This window comes from Rhodoplanes tepidamans (genome assembly GCF_030813915.1).
GTDB lineage: Bacteria > Pseudomonadota > Alphaproteobacteria > Rhizobiales > Xanthobacteraceae > Rhodoplanes > Rhodoplanes tepidamans.
Window position 1 is genome coordinate 39,846 of the sequence record NZ_JAUSUJ010000013.1, and the last position, 19,827, is coordinate 59,672.

The following is a 19,827-nucleotide window of genomic DNA, read 5'->3' on the forward strand; positions in this document are numbered from 1 at the left end:
CGCATTTTCGCTGCACAACATTTGCGTTGTCGGGGCAGCTGTTGCCGCCCATTTCACTTTGCCACAATCCGGGCTTGTCGGTACCGCTCGCCCATCGACCCTCGACCTTCGGAGACGAACATGCTGGCGAAATGGGCGGCCGTTCTCGGCCTGGCGCTGATCACGACGGGCGCGGCGGCGCAGCCCTATCCCAGCCGCCCGATCACCCTGGTGGTGCCCTATGCGGCGGGCGGCAGCTCCGACGTGCTCGGCCGGCTCCTGGCCGAGCGGCTGTCGCGGTCGCTCGGCCAGCAGGTGATCATCGACAACCGGGCCGGCGCCGGCAGCCGGATCGGCACCGAGATCGTCGCCAAGGCGCCGGCGGACGGCTACACGCTGCTGCTCGCCGACATGCCGCACACCATCGTGCCGGCGATCCAGAAGGGCGTCCCCTATCACCCGGTGCGCGACTTCACCCCGGTCGGGCTGATCGGCACCACGTCGATGGTGCTGTTCGTCAATGCCGGCGTGAAGGCGCAGACGGCCCAGGACCTCGTCGCCCTCGCCAAGGCGAGCCCGGACACGGTGACGATCGCCTCCGGCGGCATCGGCAGCACGACGCATCTCACCGCCGAGCTGTTCCAGGCGCGCACCGCCACCAAGCTCGTGCACGTGCCGTTCCGGGGCGCCGGCCCGGCCGTCAACGACCTGTTCGCCGGCCACGTCCAGTCCTCGTTCACGACGCTCGCCACCGCCAGCGCGGTGCTGGACGGCGGCGGCATCCGGGCGCTCGCCATCGCCAGCGAGACGCGGCTGCCGTCGCGCCCGACCATCCCGACCTTCAAGGAGAGCGGCATCGATCTGGTGGTCGAGCACTGGTGGGGCATCCTGGCGCCCGCCGGCGTGCCGGCCGAGATCGCCGCACGCCTGCACAAGGAGCTCGCGGCCGTGCTGGCCGCCCCCGATTTCGCGACCAAGCTCGAGCCGCTCGGCGTCGCCCCGTCGGCCAAGTCCGTGCAGGAGTTCCGCGCCCTGCTGGAGAGCGAGACCGCGCGCTGGGCCGAGATCGTGCGCAGCGTCGGCGTGGTGGCGCCGTGACGCCGCCAGCCGCGACGGCGGGCGTCGTCGACCGCGCCCTGTGGGCCGACTTCGAGGCGCTGTGCGGGTTCGGCGGCCGGGTCGCCGGATCGCCCGGCGAGCGGGCGGCGCTCGACTGGGCGCTCGGCCGCCTCGCCGACATCGCCGATGCGGCGGGCGCCCCGGCGCCGCGCGCCTGGCCGGTGGCGTATGCCGGCTGGCAGTGCCGTGACGCCCGGGTGATCGATCTCGGCACCGGCCGGGCGCTCGCCTGCACGCCCCTGCTCGGCACCGCGGCGACCGCCGGGATCGAGGCGGAGGTGATCGACCTCGGCCGCGGCCGGCCGGAGGACTTCGACCGCCACGCGGCCGCGGTCGGCGGGCGGATCGTCCTGGTCCGCCACGAATACCCGTTTTCCGCCGGCCACGTGCACCGGCGCGTCAAGCTCGGCCTGGCGCAGCGCCTGGGGGCGGTCGGGTTCCTGATCGCCCATCCGGAGCCGGTGGCCGGCCCGGTGTCGGGATCGAGCGGCCGCGACGGCGGACCCGGCATCCCGGCGCTCGGCATCGACACCGCAGCGGCCGCCGCCCTCGCGGCCGGCCCGGAGGGCAGACGGCCCCTCGCCCGCATCGTCGTCGACAGCGAGGACGTCGCCGGGCGGACCCGAATCCTCACCCTCGACCTGCCCGGAGAGGGGCCGGACCTCGTCGTGCTCAGCGCCCATGTCGACGGCCATCCGCACGGGGAGAGTGCCATCGACAACGCCACCGGCGTCGCCGTCGCGCTGACGGTCGCCCGCCGGCTCGCCCCGCGCGCCGCCGCTTTTCCGCGCGGCCTGCGGGTCTGTCTCACCTCGGCCGAGGAATGGGGGCTCGCCGGCTCGCGGCAGTGGCTCGCCGCGCTGCCGGCCGACGAGCGGGCCCGCATGCGGCTCGACGTCAATCTCGACTCGATCGGCGGCGCCCCGCACCTCACCGCGCTGACCTCGGACTTTCCGGCCCTCGACCGGTTCGTCCGCGACGCCGCGGCGGCGGACGGGCTGGCGCTCGCCACCCATCTTCCGACGATGCCGAACTCGGACCACGCCAATTTCGCCGCCCACGGCATCCCGGCGCTGCGGCTGATCGCCGGCTTCGACGCGCCGGACAGCGCGCTGCGCCTGCTGCTCACGGCGCGCGACCGGCGCGACCTCGTCCGCCCCGACGAGCTCGTCGCGGCCACCCGTACCGCCGCGGCGCTGGTCGGGCGGGCCATGGCGGCCGACGAAGCGACCCTGGCCGGGCTCGCGGCACGCTGATCGCCGCACCGGCCCGGCCGGCGGTTTCCTTCCCGGCGGCGAATGACCTAGAGTCCGGCCGCCCCGCTCCCGCGCCCGCCTTCCGGACCCCCTCCCGCATGCTCGACCTCGGCACCGTCCTCGCCGCGCTGGCGATCCTGCTGTTCGCCGGCACCGTGAAGGGGGTGGTCGGGCTCGGCCTGCCGGCCGTCTCGATCGGGCTCCTGGGGCTCGTCATGCCGCCGGCCGAGGCGGTGGCGCTGGTGATGGTGCCGGCCTTCGTCACCAACATCTGGCAGGCCTGGGCCGGCCCGCATCTCGGCCGGCTCACGCTGCGGCTGTGGCCGCTGCTCGCCAGCGTCGTCGCCGGCACGGTGCTGGGCCTGTGGACCGGCTTCCTCACCACCGACCGGGGCGGCACCGCGAGCGCCGCCATCGGGGCGGTGCTGATCATCTACGGGGTGCTCGGGCTCGCCCGGCTGCGCCCCGCCGTCGGGCCGCACCGGGAGGGCTGGCTGGCGCCGGTCATGGGCACGATCAGCGGGCTGATCGCCTCCTTCACGGGCGTCGTGATGGTGCCGGCCGTGCCCTACATGGAGGCGCTCGGGCTGAAGCGCGACGAGCTGGTCCAGGGCATCGGCCTGTTCTTCACGGTGTCGAGCGCCGCGCTGCTGCTCGGCCTCGCCCAGGCCGGGGTGATGCGGGCGCCGGTCGCGGCGCTGTCGCTCGCGTCGCTGATCCCGGCCGGCGCCGGCATGGCGATCGGACAGTGGATCCGGAGGCGGATCCGGCCAGAGGCGTTCCGGACCGTGTTCCTGGTCGGGCTGATCGGCCTCGGCGCCCACCTGCTGCTGCGGCCCTGGCTGTGAGGCCGCCCCCTCCGGGGCCGCGATCCGCCGTCGTCACGCTTTCGCCCTGTTATCGCCGCGCCACGGTATAGAACGAGGCGCAGGACCGGCCGTGGAACCGGGCCGGCGGGAGACCCGACGATGGCGTGGCGCGACGGAATGGCGACGACGGTCCTGGCCGTGATGGCGGCGGCCCTCACGGCCGCCCTGCCGCACCCGGCCGGCGCCCAGGCCCCGGGCCAGCCCCCGGGCCCGGTCGCGACCCAGGCCCCGGGCCAGCCTCCGGCTCCCGGCGGGTCCGGCGTCCCGGCGATCGTCGTCCATCCGGGCCCCGCCGCCGCGCCCGACCCTCTCGCGCCGCCCGCCGCCCCCGAGATCGTCCCGGCGCCGCTGCCGGAGCCGGCCGAGGGCGTCCACATCGACTGGCAGGTGAAGAACCGCTTCCGCCTGTTTCGCGACGAGCGCGACTTCCTGCGCCACGCCCAGGCCACCCTCGGCCGCACCGTGCTGGCCGCCGAGCAGACGCTGGCGGCCGAGACCGACGGCCGCGGCTGGGCCCGCGACACCGTGGTGCGGCTGTGCACCGACGCGGCCGGCCGGCCGACCGAGGTCTGCCTGCGCGACGGCGTGCGCGAGTCCTATCTCAACCCCGCCGACCACCGCATCGAGGCGCGGCTCGCCGGCACCGTCGATCCGGCCGCCCAGTGCACCTGGACGTTCGAGGACGGCGACAGCCTGCCGCGCAGCGTGACGGCCGCCTGCGGCGAGCCGGTGAATCTGCGGGTCGTCTACGGCAAGCCGACCATCGCGGTGGCCGACATCGCGGTGCCGGGCCAGGCGCCGCGCCGCGCCACCACCGAGATCCTGGTGCAGGACCTGCTGATCGCCGGGCTCGGCGACTCGATCGCCTCCGGCGAGGGCAATCCGGACCGCCCGGTGGTGCTGTCCGACGAAGGCTTCTGCTTCCGCCGCTTCGGCGGCGGCGGCCGCAACGAGTTCTTCCGCCCCGGCCGGGAGGGGTTCAGGGGCGACAAGGCCTGCGACTCCGCCACCGGCCGCGGCAGCGACACCGAGCGGGCCGAATGGGCGCGGCTCTCGGCCCGCTGGATGAGCGCGCCCTGCCACCGCTCGCTCTACGGCTATCAGCTGCGTGCCGCGCTGGCGCTGGCGGTCGAGAACCCGCAGATCGCCGTCACCTTCCTGCCGCTCGCCTGCACGGGCGCCACCATCGAGGCCGGGCTGTTCGGCGGCCAGCCGGCGCGCGAGCTGAACTGCGGCGCCAGCGGCTCCGCCACCTGTCCGCGTCAGGTGCCGGGCCAGCTCGCCCAGCTGCACGACCTCCTCGCCAGGGCGCAGCGCTCGCATCCGCAGCGCGGCCTCGACCTCGTCTTCCTCACCGTCGGGGCGAACGACATCGACTTCTCCGGCCTCGTCGCCGACGTGATCATCGAGGCGTCGGGGGAGCGCACCCTGTTCCGCCGCGCCGGCGTCATCGGCAGCGTCGAGGCCGCGCATGCCGCCATGGACACGACCCTGCCGACGAGCTTCCAGCGGCTGCGCGCCGCCCTGAAGCCGCTGGTCGGCGGCAGCCTCGACCGGGTCGTCTACGTGTCCTACGGCCACCCGGCGCTCGCCCCGCTGGGCGGCGCCTGCCCGACCGGCCGCGACGGCTTCGACGTCCACCCGGCCTTCGGGGTCGACGGCGGCCGCCTCGCCCGCATCTCGCGGTTCGTCGAGCGCGGCTTCTTCCCGCGCCTGAAGGCGCTCGCCACCTGCACGGGCGGCGTCGCCTGCGCCGAGCCGGCGACCGACCGCATGACCTTCGTCGACGGCCATCAGGGTCTGTTCGCCGACCACGGCTTCTGCGCCCGCTCGCCCGACGATCCGCCGTTCGACCGGGAGTGCTTCGCCACCGACGGCACCAGCTTCGCGTCCAGCCCGGTCGAGGGCGCCACGTCGCCGCTGCGGTGCGCGGCCCGGCCGAGCGACTTCCGCTCCTACGCCTCGCGGGCGCGCTGGATCCGCACGGCGAACGACAGCTATTTCGCCGCCATGACGTTTCCGGAGGGCGTCTCGCCGACCATGCAGCCGAGCGACCTGCACGACGCCACCTGGGGCGTGCTCTCGGCCGTCTACGGCGGCGCCATCCATCCGACCGCCGAAGGCCATGCCGCCATGGCGGACGCCGCCCTGCCGGCCGCCCGCGCGGTGCTGCGCCTGCCGCAGCCCGACCCGTCGATCGTCGCCGAGCCGCTGCCGGCCGCGCTCCCCGCCCCGCCGCCGGCCACCGAGCCCGTGCCGCAGACCGCGGGTCCCGCCGGTCCCGCCGGAGAGACGACGCGGTGATCCCGCGATCGAAAGCCGCGACCGGATCTGATCACGACGGCGTCGTGCCAGTTCCGGTCTCGCCGCATTCGCGGACCGCATAGCCGATCCTGCACATCGGCCCTGCGCCCGCCGGGGCTTGTCGCGGCGCGCTCCGAAAGGCACTGGTTCCTCCATACCCCCGCCAAAGTCCCTGCGGGCGGACCGAGGTCCGCTCCGAGCGCCGGAGCCCGTCGCCTCTCCGCGAACGCGATCGCCTGCGGTCGTGTCGCGACAACCGCGGGTTCCACCGGATATTTCGGACGGCCGACTGGAGTACGATGGTCGCGCGGCGGCCGACGCACGCCGGCCCGGCCGGACGCCAGACAGTGGGCAGCCCATGACCGAGGTCAGCTACGGCGTCTGGGACGGCGTCGTGTACGACAACCGCGACGGTGCGTCCTCGCTCCGGGAGAACACGTTCCCGACCCTCGCCAACGTCGACAGCTTCGATCCGCACAACCGCATCCGCGCCTTCTTCGGCGACCGCGGCTTCTTCATCTTCGACGACGGCGTCAGCCTGATCGACGCGCTGTGGCGGCAGATGGACGAGGCGGCGGACCAGTCCTGCGGCAAGTGCACGCCCTGCCGCATGGGCACCGTGCTGGTGCGCGACGCGCTCGACGCGCTGCGCCACGGCCGCAGGAGCCCGCTCGGCCTCGGCGAGATCGAGATGCTGGCCGAGCAGATGACGGCGACCTCGATGTGCGGCCTCGGCCAGACCTGCGCCCGCGCGCTGCTCGCCGCGCTGCGCAGCTTCCGCGAGGTGATCGAGGCCGAGATCGCCCGCGGGGCGCAGCCCGAGCAGCACGGCATGGCCTACATGACGGCGCCCTGCATCGAGGCCTGTCCGTCGCGCATCAACGTGCCGCGCTACATCGACTACATCCGCGACGGCAAGCCCGAGCACTCGCTCGGCGTCATCCTGCAGAAGTACCCGATGGCGGCGACCTGCGGCCGCGTCTGCGTGCGGTTCTGCGAGATGGCGTGCCGGCGCAAGTTCGTCGACGAGGCGGTCGGCATCAAGACGCTCAAGCGCTACGTCGCCGACCAGCAGACCGGCCCGCGGGCGCTGACCTTCGGGCGCGAGCTGATCGCCCAGCCGCTCGGCGCCGACATGCGGGTCGCCGTGGTCGGCGCCGGCCCGGCCGGCGTCTCCTGCGCCTACCACCTGCTGCTGCACGGCTATCACGTCGACATCCTCGAGGCGATGGACGAGCCCGGCGGCATGGCGGCGATCGGCATCCCGTCCTACCGCCTGCCCAAGCACGTGCTGCACGCCGAGACCGACATCATCACCGAGCTGGGCGGCCGCTTCCTGTTCAAGCGCGCGCTCGGCCACGACTTCTCGATCGACGACCTGTTCGCCCGCGGCTACCGCGCCGTGTTCCTCGCCATCGGCTGCCAGCAGGGCATCCGGCTCGGCGTCGAGAACGAGGATCCGGAGATGCCGGGCTACAAGTCGGGCATCGGCTTCCTGCTGGAGGTGCACGATCACGTCGCCGGGCTGAAGACCGTCACGCTCTCCGGCGACGTGGTGGTGGTCGGCGGCGGCAACGTCGCCATGGACTGCGCCCGCTCGGCGCTGCGCATGGGCGCCGAGCGCGTCCACGTCGTCTACCGCCGCACCCGCGAGGACATGCCGGCCGACTCGGAGGAGGTCGAGGCGGCGATCGCCGAGGGCGTCGTCTTCCACTTCCTCACCAATCCGGTGCGCATCGTCGACCAGGACGGCCGCATCACCGGGGTCGAGATCGCGACCATGCGGCAGACCGCGCCGGACGGCCGCGGCCGCCGCAACGTCGAGGCGGTGCCCGGCACCGAGCGGATCATGAGCTGCGCGACCCTGATCGCCGCCATCGGCCAGCAGGTCGTCAAGGGAGCACTGACGCCCGAGGACGGCATCAAGTTCGACCGCTGGAACTGCGTCGCCGTCGACCAGACCGACCTCGCGACCTCGCGGCCCGGCGTGTTCGCCGGCGGCGACTGCGCCTCCGGCCCCTCCACCCTCATCCACGCGATGGCCAACGGCCTCAAGGCCGCACGCTCGATCGACGACTGGATCCGCAAGGGCCACACCTGCTTCCAGCCGCGCACCCGCATGCGCCAGATCCTCAACGACAACCGGATGCTGGCCGACGACGCCGTCGAGGTGCCGGTGAAGCCGCAGTACCGGGTCCACCACCCCGAGCTCGACCCGACCGTGCGCAAGCTGATGTTCGAGGAGGTCGAGCAGACCATCAGCCCCGAGCAGGCCTATCGCGAGGCCAAGCGCTGCATGCGCTGCTACCGCACCTACTCGGTGATCACCGAGCACGCGATCCCGGAGGGAGCATGATCATGGACACCACCGACACGGGTGTGACCGACATGGTCCCGACCCCGCCGGGGCCGGTCGAGCCCGCCGCGGAGCTGTCAGCGACCATCAACGGCAAGGTGGTGGCGGGACGGGCCGGCGAGACCATCCTCGAATGCGCCCGCCGCCACGAGGTCTACATCCCGACCCTGTGCGAGCTGCACGACATCGACCACGCTCCCGGCACCTGCCGGGTGTGCCTGGTCGAGATCAAGATGCCGCACGCCGACAAGACCCATCTCGTCGCCTCCTGCACCACGCCGATGCAGGACGGCCTGGAGATCAACACCCGCACGCCCGAGCTGCGCGAGATGCAGCGCCTGCAGGTCGAGCTCCTGCTCGCCGACCACGACCAGGACTGCGCCACCTGCATCCGCCACGGCAAGTGCGACCTGCAGGACGTCGCCCAGTTCGTCGGCCTGCGGCAGAACCGCTTCTTCGATCCCGCCCGGGTCGCGGCGCGGCCGGTCGACGAGTCCTCGCCGGCGCTGATCCGCAACATGAAGCGCTGCATCCGCTGCCAGCGCTGCATCGCCATCTGCCGCGACGGCCAGGGCGTCGACGCGCTCATCCAGATCAACAGCGGCCTCGACACCGCGGTCGGGCTGCGCCACGGGCTGACGCAGAAGAACTCCGCCTGCGTGACGTGCGGCCAGTGCGTGCTGGTCTGCCCGACCGGCGCGCTCGGCGAGCGCGACGAGACCGATCGCGCGCTCGAGATGATGTACGATCCCGAGCTCGTCACCGTGGTGCAGTTCGCCCCCGCCGTGCGGGTCGGCTTCGGCGAGGAGTTCGGCCTGCCGCCCGGCACCAATGTCGAGGGCCAGATCATCACGGCGCTGCGCAAGCTCGGCGCCTCGATCGTGCTCGACACCAACTGGGGCGCCGACCTCGTCATCATGGAGGAAGGCACCGAGCTCCTGCACCGCATCGCCGAGCGCAAGAAGCCGACCTTCTCGTCCTGCTGCCCGGCCTGGATCAACTTCGTCGAGCGGCACTACCCCGACATCATGCCGATGCTGTCGTCGACCAAGTCGCCGCAGCAGTGCGTCGGCACGCTCGCCAAGACCTACCTGCCCGAGCGGATGGGCATCGATCCGGCCCGCATCCGGGTGATCTCGATCATGCCGTGCACGGCCAAGAAGGACGAGATCGTCCGCCGCCAGCTCGTCCACGACGGCGTGCCGGAGGTCGACGTGGTGCTGACCACCCGCGAGTTCGCCCGCATGCTGCAGCGCGAGCGCATCGACCTGAAGTCGCTGCCGCCGTCGACCTTCGACAACCCCTACATGAGCGAGTATTCCGGCGCCGGCGCCATCTTCGGCACCACGGGCGGCGTCATGGAGGCGGCGATCCGCACCATGTACTACGTCGTCAACGGCCACGAGCTCGAGCATGTCGAGATCGAGCAGCTGCGCGGCTTCGAGGGCGTGCGCACCGCGACCGTGGAGCTCGGCGGCGCGGTCGGCACCGTCAAGATCGCCATGTGCCACGGCCTCAAGCCGACCCGGCAGATCGTCGAGGAGGTGCGCTCCGGCAAGTCCGATCTCGACTTCATCGAGATCATGGCCTGCCCGGGTGGCTGCGTCGACGGCGGCGGCACGCTGCGCTCCAAGAAGGCCTATCTGCCGCACGCGCTCAAGCGCCGCGCCACCCTGTTCGGCATCGACAAGAACCGGAAGGTGCGCCAGTCGCACCGCAACGAGCAGGTCCAGGCGCTCTATCGCGACTATCTCGGACACCCGAACTCCGAGAAGGCGCACCACCTGCTGCACACCTACTATACAGACCGCAAGATCGAGATGACCCAGACGGTCCGGGAGGTGTGGGCCGACCTCAAGATGAACGGCAAGGTCTACTGACCGGCACCGACCCGGCGCGGCGTCCGCGGGCCGCCGCGCCGTGATGCGGTGCAGTATTTTCGGATTGCGCGAAAAACGACTCGCCGGCGGCCATCAGGTCAGTGCCGGGCGCATTGCCGCGGGCGCCATCGTCGCTTGTCTCACCGATCACGGGATGAGACGGTTCGACGTTCCCGCCGGAGCGCACACCCGCTCCGACTGCATGACCCCGATCAGGAGCAGATCACGATGATGCGTCGCGCTCTCGTCGCTGCCACGGCCGCCGTCGCCCTCCTCGTCGCCGCCGCGTCCCCGGGCGCCGCGGCCGACAAGTTTCCGGACCGCACCGTCAAGATCGTCGTGCCGTTCGCGGCCGGCGGCGGCGTCGACACGCTGGCGCGGCTGCTCGCCGAGCGCATGCAGGGGAAGCTCGGCGTCAACGTGATCGTCGAGAACCGCGCCGGCGCGAGCGGCACGGTCGGCGGCCAGTCCGTCCAGCAGTCGGCGCCGGACGGCTACACGGTGCTGTTCTCGTCGAACACGCATTCCATGGCCAAGCAGGTGATGGCCAAGGCGCCCTACGATCCGCTGACCGACTTCGTGTCGATCGCCCGGGTCGGCGAGGCGCCGCTGCTCACCGTGATGGCGACCAAGATGCCGCAGAAGACGCTGGCCGAGGTCGCCGCCGCCGCCAAGGCCAATCCCGACCAGTGGACGGCCGGCACGCCGGCGCTCGGCTCGCCGAGCCACATCGCCACGCTCGAGTTCATGCGCATCACCGGCGCGAAGCTGACCATCACGCCGTATCGCGGCACCGCCCCGGCCCTCACCGACGTCGCCGGCGGCCACATCCAGCTCCTCACCGACGCCATGGTGGTGCTGCTGCCGATGGCCCGCGACGGCAAGGTCAAGGGCATGGCGGTCACGGCGGCGAAGCGCAGCGCCCTCGCCCCCGACATCCCGACCGCGGCGGAGAGCGGCGTGCCAGGGCTCGAGGTGAAGTCGTGGTACGGCGTGTGGGGCCCGCTCGGCATTCCGGCCGACGTGGTGCAGACGCTCAACAAGGCGTTCCAGGACGCGACGCGCGAGCTCGCCGACTCGGGTCGCCTGAAGGAGCTCGGCGTCGACCCGGTCTACGAGTCTCCCGCGGTGTTCGCCAAGTTCATGGCCGCCGACGTCGCCCGCAACGCCGAGCTGCTGAAGTCGGTGAACTTCCAGCCGCAATGAGGCGGGGCACGCGGTCCGAAGCGTCATGCGCGGGCGAAGACCCGCGCATCCATCCTCTTCGCCACAAGCCTCGTCGTTCTCGGCGAGATGGATCGCCGGGTCGAGCCCGGCGATGACGCCGGAGCGATCGGCGACGCGGTCCACCCCGCCATGCGGGCCCGTACGACATCGTCCTTCAACGACGCCCAGGACTCCCCCCGTGACCATGTTCCGCTACTTCCCCGGCCACGACGGCTGGTCGTATCACTTCGCCGCCCGCATCGTGAACGTCTGCCAGATGGGCGGCGCCGACTTCCACCGCTGCCACCGCGTCGCCGAGCGCATCACGGTCGGCGACGGCGACAGCTGGTTCCGCGAATGGAACGCCGCCGGCGAGGAGCGCGAGGCGACCGCCGGGGCCGCGCTCGCCCGCGGCCGCCCGATCACGGCGCGCGAGGCGTATCTGCACGCCCACAACTATTTCCGCACCGCGCAGTTCTTCCTGCCGGGCGGCGATCCGCGCAAGACGGAAGCCTATGTCCGCTGCGTCGCCTGCTTCCACGCGGCGCTGCCGTTCTTCGACAATCCGCCCGAGCGCGTCACCTTCCCGTTCGAGGGCTCGCACCTCTCCGGCTACTACTGGCGGCCGCTCGGGGCGGCCCGCCAGCGCCACGCCGCGATCGCCTATCTGGGCGGCGTCGACATCATCGCGGAGGAGCTGTGGTTCTTCGCCGCCCGGGCGATGCTGGAGCGCGGCTTCGGCGTGCTGTGCTTCGACGGCCCCGGCATGGGCGAGCCGCTGCGGGTGCGCGGCATCACGGCGCGTCCCGACTACGAGGTCGCGATCGCCGCGGCGGTCGACTACCTGGAGCGCCGGCCCGACGTCGACGCGCAGAAGATCGCGCTCGTCGGTCAGTCGATGGGCGGCTACTACGGCGGCCGCGGCGCCGCCATGGAGCCGCGGCTGCGCGCCGCCGTCCTGTGGGGCGCCTGCTACGACATGCTCGACGACATCTACGACTTCTGGCCGGCGGTGCGGCCGCAGGTCGAGTGGGTGATCGGCGCCCGCGACGAGGCGGATGCGCGCGAGACGCTGAAGGCGTTCACCCTGAAGGGCGTGCTGAAGAACGCCAGATGCCCCGTAATGGTGACGCACGGCGAGGACGACACGCTCGTCTCGGTGAAGGCCGCCCACAAGACCTTCGCGGATCTGCCCGGGCCGAAGCACCTCCGCATCTGGACCGGCGCCGAGGGCGGCGGCATCCACCTGATGAACGACAACCGCACCGACGCCGTGCCATATATGCTCGACTGGCTGCGCGAGGAGGTGGATCGCCCGCGCGGCGCCACTGTGTTTTCATGATCAGAACGTCGTCCGGAGTCCGCATGCACAAGGTCGTCATTCCCGAGAAGGTCGTCGCCCGGGTGATCAAGCGCCAGGGGCGCTGGAACGTGCACGACGACGTGCCGGCGCAGGAGACCGCCTTCGTCGTCGTCGACATGCAGAACTACTTCATGGCGCCCGGCCAGCAGGTCGAGATCCCGGCGGCGCGCGCCATCGTGCCGAACGTCAACCGGCTCGCGGGGGCGCTGCGCGACGCCGGCGGGCTGGTGGTGTGGATCCGCACCGTCTCCAACGAGGACTCGTTCAGGAACTGGTCGCACTTCCACGACGTGCTCAACACGCCCGAGCGGCGCGCCAGGCGCGCCGCGGCCATGGCCGAGACCGCCTTCGGGTCGCAGCTCTGGCCCGAGCTCGACGTGCGGCCGGGCGACCTGATCGTCCGCAAGACCCGCTACAGCGCCTTCATCCAGGGCTCGTCGCCGCTCGAGGTCGAGCTGCGCCAGCGCGGCATCAAGGCGGTGTGGATCGGCGGCACCTCGACCAACACCTGCTGCGAGAGCACGGCCCGCGACGCCATGCTGCTCGACTTCCGCACCACCATGGTGAGCGACGCCAATGCCGACCACAATGACGAGGAGCACAACGCGACGCTGATCAACTTCTGCATCAATTTCGGCGACGTCGCCGCGACCGACGAGCTGATCGGCCGGCTGGCGAAGGCCGGGAGGAACTGAGCCCGCCCCCTCGTCCGCGTCACCAGGCGACGGCGAGCGAGCCGGTTCCCGAATAGATCTGCGTCGCGCCGGCCAGCTGGCCGTCGAAGCCGGCCCGCAGGGTGACGCCACGCGACAGCGTCAGCTCGGCGCCGGCCGACACCAGCGCCGCGTCGGCGGCCGGCGACGCGCCCAGCACCGTGAAGCCGGCCGGCGAGAGGTTGACGAAGCTCGCCACCGCCGCGCGCTCGGTCGAGAATTCGTGCGCCCAGCCGAGCCGCCCCCGCAGGGTCAGCGCCGCGTCCGCCGTCCGCCACGCCACGGCGTCGAAGCGGGCGCCGAGCTCGCTGCGGACCGCGCTCGTCGTCCGCTCCGCATAGGCGAGCGCGAAGCCGGCGAGCCCGGCCGCATCGGTCTCCGCATGGGCCGGCGCCCGGAAGGCCTGCGCCGTCACCGCCGCGAACGGCGTGACGCCGACGTCGCCCGGGACCGCGAGCCGCATCCCGGTCTCGACCCGGCCGCCGACGCCCTGCCCGGTGAAGGCGCCGTTCAGCCGGTCGGCAACCCCCGGCATGGTGACGGTGCGGTCGGTGGTCACGTCGAAGGCGCCCCAGGTCCCCGCCGCCGACACATAGGCGGCGCCGGCCCGCCAGCTCCCGTAGCCGCCGACCTGGATCGTGCTGCCGCGCCCGCTGCCCAGGCCGCCGAGCGAGAACGCCGTCTCGCCGCCCGCCAGCGCCAGACCGAGCACGAGATCCGGGCCGGCCCGGTAGTCGGCGCCGCCGGCGAGACCCCAGTTGCGCACCGACAGGTCGTGGCTGCCGGCGGCCGCGTCGCCCCGATAGCGCGCGTCGCCGCCGAAGCCGCCGCCCCACACCCGCCAGCGCCGCGGCACGTCCGGAACGAGGTCCGGCGGCGCCTTGACGGCACCCGCGACCGCGGTCGCGGCCGGGCTCCCGGCCGGCGCCGGCGCGAAGGCCAGCGCCGGACCGCCCGCCGGACCGGCGCCGCGTCCGCCCGCGAACGGGTCGAGCATCAGCTCCAGGAACTGGTCGGTCTGGCGGAAGGCCGCGGACGTCGCGCCGGTCGCGATCTCGCCGGAGAGCTGCGTCAGCACGGCCGGGATCGACGGCGCGGCGAGCACGTCGGCGAACAGCCCGGTGAGGCCCGGCCCGGTGTCGAAGGCGCGGTCGAGGGTCGCCGCGACCTGCCGCTGGTCGCCGCTCAGCCCGGCGATGCCGGCGAGCGCCAGCGTGATGTCGAGCACCACGTCGTCGCCGAGCGTTCCCGCCACGGCCGTGTACCAGGACGGCAGCCCGGCGAGCGTCACGTCCGAGAACGATCCGGACAGGCCGCCGTCGGCGGTCAGCACCGTGTAGCGGCGCGCCGCCGTCTCGCCCGGCAGCAGCACGGCCGCGAGCGTGCCGCCCAGCGTCGCCGTGCCGGTGACGTGGGTGAGATCGGACCCGGAGGACGACAGCTCGACCCGGTAGGTGCTGCCGACCGCCAGCGTCAGGTCGCCGTTCACCGTGAGGGTGCCGATCGAGTTGCCGGGCGACAGCGTGCCGTACACCGTGGTCGACGGCAGGACGCCGGTGCCGCCGATCGTTCCGTCGACGCCGACCGTCAGGCCGCTCGACGACGCGATCGAGCCGTCGACGATCAGCGCACCCTCCTCGACCAGTGTCGTGCCCGTATAGGTGTTGCTGCCCGAGAGCGTCAGCGTGCCGGTGCCGACCTTCTCCAGCGCGCCGGAGCCGGTCGGCCCGCAGCAGCCCGAACGGTCGGCGATCATGCCGCTCACCTCGGTCGACTGATCGTTGCCGCCGACCACGAGCGTGTTGCCGGCCCCGATGGAATAGCGGCCGCTGCCGGCGATCGACCCCGCCGTGATGCGGCCGTCGCCGTCGGCGCCGTCGCTGCCGCCGAAGTTCACCGAGCCGGTGCCGGTGGTGACGAAGGCCGCGAGCCCGCCGGTGGCGTAGTCGTAGAACTCGGTCTTGCTGCCCGTGGTGGTGACGATGGTCGCACTGCCGGCCGTGCTCCAGGCGTTGAACACCGTCGAGCCGCCGTTGCTGTTGGTGATGGTGGCGTCGCCCGCCGTCGCATGGGCCCAGAACAGGGTGGTGCCGCGGTCGTTGGTGATGGTGGCGTCGCCGGCGGTCGGCGTCTCGGTGCCGTAGACGGCGCCGAAGCTCGTCGTGCCGTACTGCTGGTTGGTGATGGTGGCGAAGCCGGCCGTGCTGTTCCCGGTGAAGCCGGTCGAGCCGCGCATGCCGTTGACGATGGTCGCGTGGTCGGCCGAGCTCTGGTCGCCGAAGCTCGTGCCCGAATACTGGCTGTTGGTGATGCTCGCGGTGCCGGCGGTGCTGGAGCCGAGGAACTCGACGCTGCCGAAATTGGTGTTGGTGATGGTCGCCGCACCGGCCGTCGCGGTGTCGCCGAAGCGCAGGACCGAGCCGTCGTTCGTGATCGTCGCGGCCCCCGCCGTGGACGATCCGCCGAACGTGATGGTCGAGCCCCAGGAGATGCCGATCGTCGCCGTGCCGGCCGTGCTCGATCCCGCGAACGTAACGGTGCCGCCGGAGTTGTCGATGATCGCGTCCCCGGCGCTGCTCGACCCGGTGAAGGCGAGCGTGCCGCCCCAGATCCAGAAGGTCGGCGCAGAGGCCGAGGCGTTGTCGACCCCCGTCCCGGTGACGGTCAGGGTCGCACCCACTCCGAAGAAGTAGGCCGGCGCGTCGGCCGTGAAGGCGAGCGTGCCGATGGACGCGTCGTAGACGACGTAGACGGCGGGGGACCCGGCAGCGCTGTCGAAGGTCGCCGTGCCGGTCGGCACGCCGGCCGACCAGTTCGCCGGATCGTGCCACTCGATGCCGTTGGCGGCCGTCCAGGTCGAGTCCTGCCCGTGCGCCGTCGCGACGACGGTGGTGGCCAGCGCCGCGCCGGCGAGCAGCGCCGCGCCGGCGAGCAGCGCCGGCAGCAGGCTCCGCCCGCGGCGCCGCGCCTCCGGGTGTGCGTGGCGCACGGCGCCGCACGCCGCGGCGACAGCGCCGCGGTGGTTCGACCTGATCACGATGTCCCTCCGCGAGGAGCACGCGCGGCTTCGGCCGCGTCGCGTCCCGCCGACCGCGATGGCGCGACCGGCCGTCGGCCCATTACGGCCAGGACGGACGGCTCCTCCAACTGTGGAAATTTGGGTCGATCGGCCGAAACGCACGCGTCGTCGGGGTGGAGTGTCCCGCCGACCACACGCGGCAGCGGTCGCCGCCGGAGCCGGTGACGTGCCGTTACACGCCGGCGACCGATCGATACGGCCGCGCCGTACCGCGGCGACATGACCGCTGCAGTCTCCTCGCATCTTCGGGACCGAGCCCGGCCCCGATCGACAGACGAGGAGATCTCATGAGCAAGCTGATCGCCACCGCGGCGCTCGCCGTCGTCCTGATCGCCGGCGCCGCCGCCGACGCCGAGGCCTGGACCCGCAGCGGCACCTGGTCGGGGCCGCGCGGCACCGCCAGCGTCAGCGCGACCGGGAGCTGCGCCGGCGGCACCTGCAGCCGCCAGATCACCCGCACCGGCCCCTACGGCGGCAGCGTGACGCGGCAGGGCAGCGCGTCCTGCTCGGGCGGCACCTGCACGGGCACCCGCACCACCACGGGCCCGTACGGCGGCACGGTGACGCGCCAGCGCACCATCTCGCGGTACTGACGCTCGGCACGCGGGCGGGGCATGCCCCGCCCGTCGCCGGCGAGGCGTTCAGGCGACGCCGAGCTTCTTCTGCAGGCTGGTCGACGAGGTCGTGTACTGGAAGACGACGCGCTTCTCCGGGAACACGTAGCGGGCGGCGGCCTGCGCCATCAGGGCGCCCTCGTGGAAGCCGGAGAGGATCAGCTTGAGCTTGCCCGGATAGGTGTTGATGTCGCCGATGGCGAACAGGCCGGGCACGCTGGTCTCGAACCGCTCTGTGTCGACGGCGACCAGGTTGTCCTTCAGGGCCACGCCCCAGCCCGCCACCGGGCCGAGCTTCATGGTCAGCCCGAAGAACGGCAGCATCGCCTCGCACAGCACCTCGATGACGCGGCCGTCGGTGGTCTTCACCAGCGCCGCCTCGAGCGCCCCGCCCTCGCCGTCCAGCCCCATCACCTGGCCGATGATCAGGTCCATCTTCCGCTCGGCCACCAGGGCCCGCATCTTGTCCACCGTGGCGGGCGCGGCGCGGAACTCGTCGCGCCGGTGCACCAGGGTGATGCGGTGGGCGATCGGGTGCAGGTTGACGACCCAGTCGAGGGCGGAATCGCCGCCGCCGACGATCATCAGCCGCTTGTCGCGGAACGCCTCCATCTTCCGCACGGCGTAGAAGACGGAGGAGTCCTCGAAGGCCTCGATGCCCTTGATGGGCGGCCGCTTGGGCTGGAACGAGCCGCCGCCGGCGGCGATCACCACCACCTTGGCCTCGAACACGGTGCCGCGGTCGGTGGTGCAGCGGAACAGCGGGTCGCCGATCTTCTCCACCGTCTCGACCATCTCGCCGAGCCGGAAGGTCGGGCCGAACGGGGCGATCTGCTCCATCAGCGCGTCGACGAGCCCCTGGCCGGTGATCCGCGGCACCGCCGGGATGTCGTAGATGGGCTTCTCCGGATAGAGCTCGGCGCACTGGCCGCCGACCTTGTCGAGCACGTCGACGACATGCGCCTTGATGTCGAGCAGGCCCAACTCGAACACGGCGAACAGGCCGCACGGGCCGGCCCCGATGATCAGCGCGTCGGTCTTGATCGGATCGGTCATCATCGTCTCGGTGATATGGGCGGGGGCTCCGGTTCGAGCGGTCGCGCGGGTCGCGTCTGCGCCGCTGCGCCTTGCGGTTCGCGGTCCGCCGCCGCACAACGGCCCAGGCTCGGGTCCGAGCCTGTAAGCCACCGCCGCGAGGACTGCAACCCGTGACCGACGAGTCGACCGCGCGCCACCGGCGCCCGCCCCGCCCCGACGAGTTTCCGCACCGCGTCGTCCACACCATCCGGTTCCGCGACCTCGACCCGCAGAACCACGTCAACAACGCGGTGTTCCTGACCTTCTTCGAGGGCGGCCGGGTGCCGCTGCTGCGCGACCCGCGCTACGGGCTGTGGGTGGACGGCGCCACCTACGTGCAGGCGAACCTGACCATCGACTACCTGGCCGAGATCCACTGGCCCGGCGAGGTGGTGATCGGCACCCGGGTGGCGCGGGTGGGGACGAGTTCGCTCACCTTCGACCAGGCGGTCTTCTCCGGCGACCGCTGCGCCGGGCTGGCACTGTCGACCCTGGTGCTGATCGATCGCGAGACCCGCAAGCCGCGCCCCTTCCCCGAGGCGATCGCGGCCCGCCTGCGCGCCGGCGGCGGCACCGTGCCCGAGGTGGGGTGAGGGTCGGTCCGGCGATCACGACGCGGTCATTCCGGGGCGCACCGCAGGTGCGAACCCGGAATCCAGCGGCACGCTCCACGACCTGGGTTGGATTCCGGGTTCGCGCATTCAGCGCGCCCCGGAATGACCGGGCCTGCCGTCAGGCCTGCCGCTCCGGCGTCTGCAGGACGAGGCCGTCGAGCTCCTCGCGCACCTTGATCTGGCAGGAGAGGCGCGAGTTCGGCCGCACGTCGTAGCCGAAGTCGAGCATGTCCTCCTCCATCGCGGTCGGCGGACCGACGGTCTCCCGCCAGGCCTCGTCGACATAGACGTGGCAGGTGGCGCAGGCGCAGGCGCCGCCGCATTCGGCCTCGATGCCGGGCACCCCGTTCTTGATCGCGGTTTCCATGACGGTCGCGCCCGGCTGGGCCTCGACCGTGCGGGACGATCCGGTGAAGCTGACGAAGGTGATCTTGACCATGAGATGATGTGCGGGTCGCTCGAAAGGCTCGCTCGGGGGTGACGGAACCCGGCCCGACGGTCGCGGCGGTCGCAGGCCGGCCGCTCTCTATATGGGGTCGCCGGGCGGGACGCCAGCACCGCCGACCCGGGCGCCGGGGCGACCGCGCGGGCCCCCGACGATAAGGACGATAGCAGGTCCCCGACAAACCAGATGGCCCCGGCTTTTGACCGGGGCCACTGTCGGCCGGACGATTGTGAGGGGGGGAGGGGGGCTCGTCCAGCTTCCCCCTGGAGATGGGGATGGCGGCGGCGGTTGCAAGGCGCCCCCCTGCCCCGCTTCACTCTGCCGCATTATTTCGTCGCGGGGGCGTCCCGGCGCAGGCGGGCGATGGCCCCGTGCACGGCCGCCCCGGCCCGGCCCATGGCGTCGAGCGGCGCCGCGATGTCGGTGCCGGCGGCCACGGCCGCCTCGATCGCCTCGGCGGCGGCGACGACGCCCCAGGCGCCGATTCCGCGCGCCGACCCCTTCAGGGTGTGGGCGAGGGTCGCGACCGCGGCCGGCGGCGCCGTGTCCATCCGGGCGAGCAGCAGGTCGATCTGCTGGTCGAACAGGTCGAGCACCTCGGCCTGCAGGCGGGCATCGCCGAGCGTCATCCGGAACAGGTGGACGAGATCGAGCGGATCGGCCTCGGCGACGGCGGGCGGCGGCCCGGCTGGAGGCTCCCGCAGGGAATGGCTGTGCATGTGACGCCCCGAACTCTTTTTGTGCCCGGGAGTGTGCACGCCGTCCGTCACCCACCGGTAAACGCGGGGGCGATTTCCGGGTCCCGTTGCACGGCTGCAACAACCTGATGTTTAAGGATAATCAATTGTCGCCGACCGAGCGGTGCCGGCCCGCGCCGGGCGGGCCGCCGGCGCGCCGGCAGGCCGGCCGCGACCGGCCCGGCGGCCGTCGCGGCGCCCGGATCGGGGGCGGTC

At 72.6% G+C, this 19,827-nt stretch carries 15 protein-coding genes; 11 read left to right on the forward strand and 4 right to left on the reverse strand.

Annotation, left to right across the window (positions count from 1 at the left end; translation table 11 throughout):
- Positions 1-120 precede the first annotated feature (120 nt).
- The 9 genes from J2S22_RS16330 to J2S22_RS16370 all read left to right on the forward strand — a co-directional run bounded on the left by J2S22_RS16330 (position 121) and on the right by J2S22_RS16370 (position 13,027).
- On the forward strand, positions 121-1,077 hold the full coding sequence (locus J2S22_RS16330; protein WP_272777521.1) for a Bug family tripartite tricarboxylate transporter substrate binding protein: 957 nt from the start codon (positions 121-123) through the stop codon (positions 1,075-1,077).
- Entirely contained in the window at positions 1,074-2,354 is a 1,281-nt protein-coding gene (locus J2S22_RS16335) for a M28 family peptidase (protein WP_272777520.1), read from the forward strand. Before J2S22_RS16330 ends, J2S22_RS16335 begins: the two co-directional genes overlap by 4 nt.
- 98 nt (positions 2,355-2,452) lie before the next feature.
- Positions 2,453-3,202, forward strand: a complete 750-nt coding sequence (locus J2S22_RS16340) for a sulfite exporter TauE/SafE family protein (protein WP_272777519.1) — start codon at positions 2,453-2,455, stop codon at positions 3,200-3,202.
- A gap of 120 nt (positions 3,203-3,322) precedes the next feature.
- Entirely contained in the window at positions 3,323-5,527 is a 2,205-nt protein-coding gene (locus J2S22_RS16345) for an SGNH/GDSL hydrolase family protein (protein ID WP_272777518.1), read from the forward strand.
- A gap of 358 nt (positions 5,528-5,885) precedes the next feature.
- The gene (locus tag J2S22_RS16350) at positions 5,886-7,883 is read left to right on the forward strand and encodes an FAD-dependent oxidoreductase (RefSeq protein WP_272777517.1); all 1,998 of its coding nucleotides are present in this window, start codon (positions 5,886-5,888) and stop codon (positions 7,881-7,883) included.
- 2 nt (positions 7,884-7,885) lie between these two features.
- Positions 7,886-9,763 carry a [FeFe] hydrogenase, group A gene (locus tag J2S22_RS16355; RefSeq protein ID WP_272777516.1) on the forward strand — a complete coding sequence of 626 codons (1,878 nt, stop codon included), beginning with the start codon at positions 7,886-7,888 and terminating at the stop codon, positions 9,761-9,763.
- 228 nt (positions 9,764-9,991) lie between these two features.
- On the forward strand, positions 9,992-10,969 hold the full coding sequence (locus J2S22_RS16360; protein ID WP_272777515.1) for a Bug family tripartite tricarboxylate transporter substrate binding protein: 978 nt from the start codon (positions 9,992-9,994) through the stop codon (positions 10,967-10,969).
- Positions 10,970-11,174: 205 nt separating this feature from the next.
- Positions 11,175-12,311, forward strand: coding sequence for an alpha/beta hydrolase family protein (locus tag J2S22_RS16365; RefSeq protein WP_272777540.1), 1,137 nt, complete (start codon positions 11,175-11,177; stop codon positions 12,309-12,311).
- Positions 12,312-12,334: 23 nt separating this feature from the next.
- Positions 12,335-13,027 (forward strand): isochorismatase family protein, encoded by a 693-nt coding sequence (locus J2S22_RS16370; protein ID WP_272777514.1) that lies wholly within the window; start codon positions 12,335-12,337, stop codon positions 13,025-13,027.
- Between the two features lie 19 nt (positions 13,028-13,046).
- Here J2S22_RS16370 and J2S22_RS16375 read toward each other — a convergent pair whose 3' ends face one another.
- Positions 13,047-16,082, reverse strand: a complete 3,036-nt coding sequence (locus J2S22_RS16375; RefSeq protein ID WP_272777513.1) for an autotransporter outer membrane beta-barrel domain-containing protein — start codon at positions 16,080-16,082, stop codon at positions 13,047-13,049.
- 329 nt (positions 16,083-16,411) lie between these two features.
- Here J2S22_RS16375 and J2S22_RS16380 point away from each other — a divergent pair, with 329 nt between their 5' ends.
- On the forward strand, positions 16,412-16,717 hold the full coding sequence (locus J2S22_RS16380; protein ID WP_272777512.1) for a hypothetical protein: 306 nt from the start codon (positions 16,412-16,414) through the stop codon (positions 16,715-16,717).
- Between the two features lie 48 nt (positions 16,718-16,765).
- Here J2S22_RS16380 and J2S22_RS16385 read toward each other — a convergent pair whose 3' ends face one another.
- Positions 16,766-17,794, reverse strand: coding sequence for an NAD(P)/FAD-dependent oxidoreductase (locus J2S22_RS16385; RefSeq protein ID WP_272777511.1), 1,029 nt, complete (start codon positions 17,792-17,794; stop codon positions 16,766-16,768).
- A gap of 152 nt (positions 17,795-17,946) precedes the next feature.
- Between J2S22_RS16385 and J2S22_RS16390 the strand changes: the two genes are divergently transcribed.
- On the forward strand, positions 17,947-18,408 hold the full coding sequence (locus J2S22_RS16390) for an acyl-CoA thioesterase (protein WP_272777510.1): 462 nt from the start codon (positions 17,947-17,949) through the stop codon (positions 18,406-18,408).
- A gap of 139 nt (positions 18,409-18,547) precedes the next feature.
- On the opposite strand, the gene J2S22_RS16395 is transcribed toward J2S22_RS16390, so the two are convergent.
- Together J2S22_RS16395 and J2S22_RS16400 are read right to left on the reverse strand one after the other, a co-directional pair.
- Positions 18,548-18,868 (reverse strand): 2Fe-2S iron-sulfur cluster-binding protein, encoded by a 321-nt coding sequence (locus J2S22_RS16395; RefSeq protein WP_272777509.1) that lies wholly within the window; start codon positions 18,866-18,868, stop codon positions 18,548-18,550.
- A 332-nt stretch (positions 18,869-19,200) separates the two neighbouring features.
- Complete coding sequence (locus tag J2S22_RS16400) at positions 19,201-19,593, reverse strand: Hpt domain-containing protein (protein WP_272777508.1); 393 nt, start codon at positions 19,591-19,593, stop codon at positions 19,201-19,203.
- Positions 19,594-19,827: the final 234 nt, after the last annotated feature.

Coding starts and splice junctions, on each gene's coding strand:
- J2S22_RS16330 (WP_272777521.1), top strand. CDS start 121: ATGCTGGCGAAATGGGCGGCCGTTCTCGGCCTGGCGCTGATCACGACG.
- J2S22_RS16340 (WP_272777519.1), top strand. CDS start 2,453: ATGCTCGACCTCGGCACCGTCCTCGCCGCGCTGGCGATCCTGCTGTTC.
- J2S22_RS16345 (WP_272777518.1), top strand. CDS start 3,323: ATGGCGTGGCGCGACGGAATGGCGACGACGGTCCTGGCCGTGATGGCG.
- J2S22_RS16350 (WP_272777517.1), top strand. CDS start 5,886: ATGACCGAGGTCAGCTACGGCGTCTGGGACGGCGTCGTGTACGACAAC.
- J2S22_RS16355 (WP_272777516.1), top strand. CDS start 7,886: ATGGACACCACCGACACGGGTGTGACCGACATGGTCCCGACCCCGCCG.
- J2S22_RS16360 (WP_272777515.1), top strand. CDS start 9,992: ATGATGCGTCGCGCTCTCGTCGCTGCCACGGCCGCCGTCGCCCTCCTC.
- J2S22_RS16365 (WP_272777540.1), top strand. CDS start 11,175: ATGTTCCGCTACTTCCCCGGCCACGACGGCTGGTCGTATCACTTCGCC.
- J2S22_RS16370 (WP_272777514.1), top strand. CDS start 12,335: ATGCACAAGGTCGTCATTCCCGAGAAGGTCGTCGCCCGGGTGATCAAG.
- J2S22_RS16380 (WP_272777512.1), top strand. CDS start 16,412: ATGAGCAAGCTGATCGCCACCGCGGCGCTCGCCGTCGTCCTGATCGCC.
- J2S22_RS16385 (WP_272777511.1), bottom strand. CDS start 17,794: ATGACCGATCCGATCAAGACCGACGCGCTGATCATCGGGGCCGGCCCG.
- J2S22_RS16395 (WP_272777509.1), bottom strand. CDS start 18,868: ATGGTCAAGATCACCTTCGTCAGCTTCACCGGATCGTCCCGCACGGTC.
- J2S22_RS16400 (WP_272777508.1), bottom strand. CDS start 19,593: ATGCACAGCCATTCCCTGCGGGAGCCTCCAGCCGGGCCGCCGCCCGCC.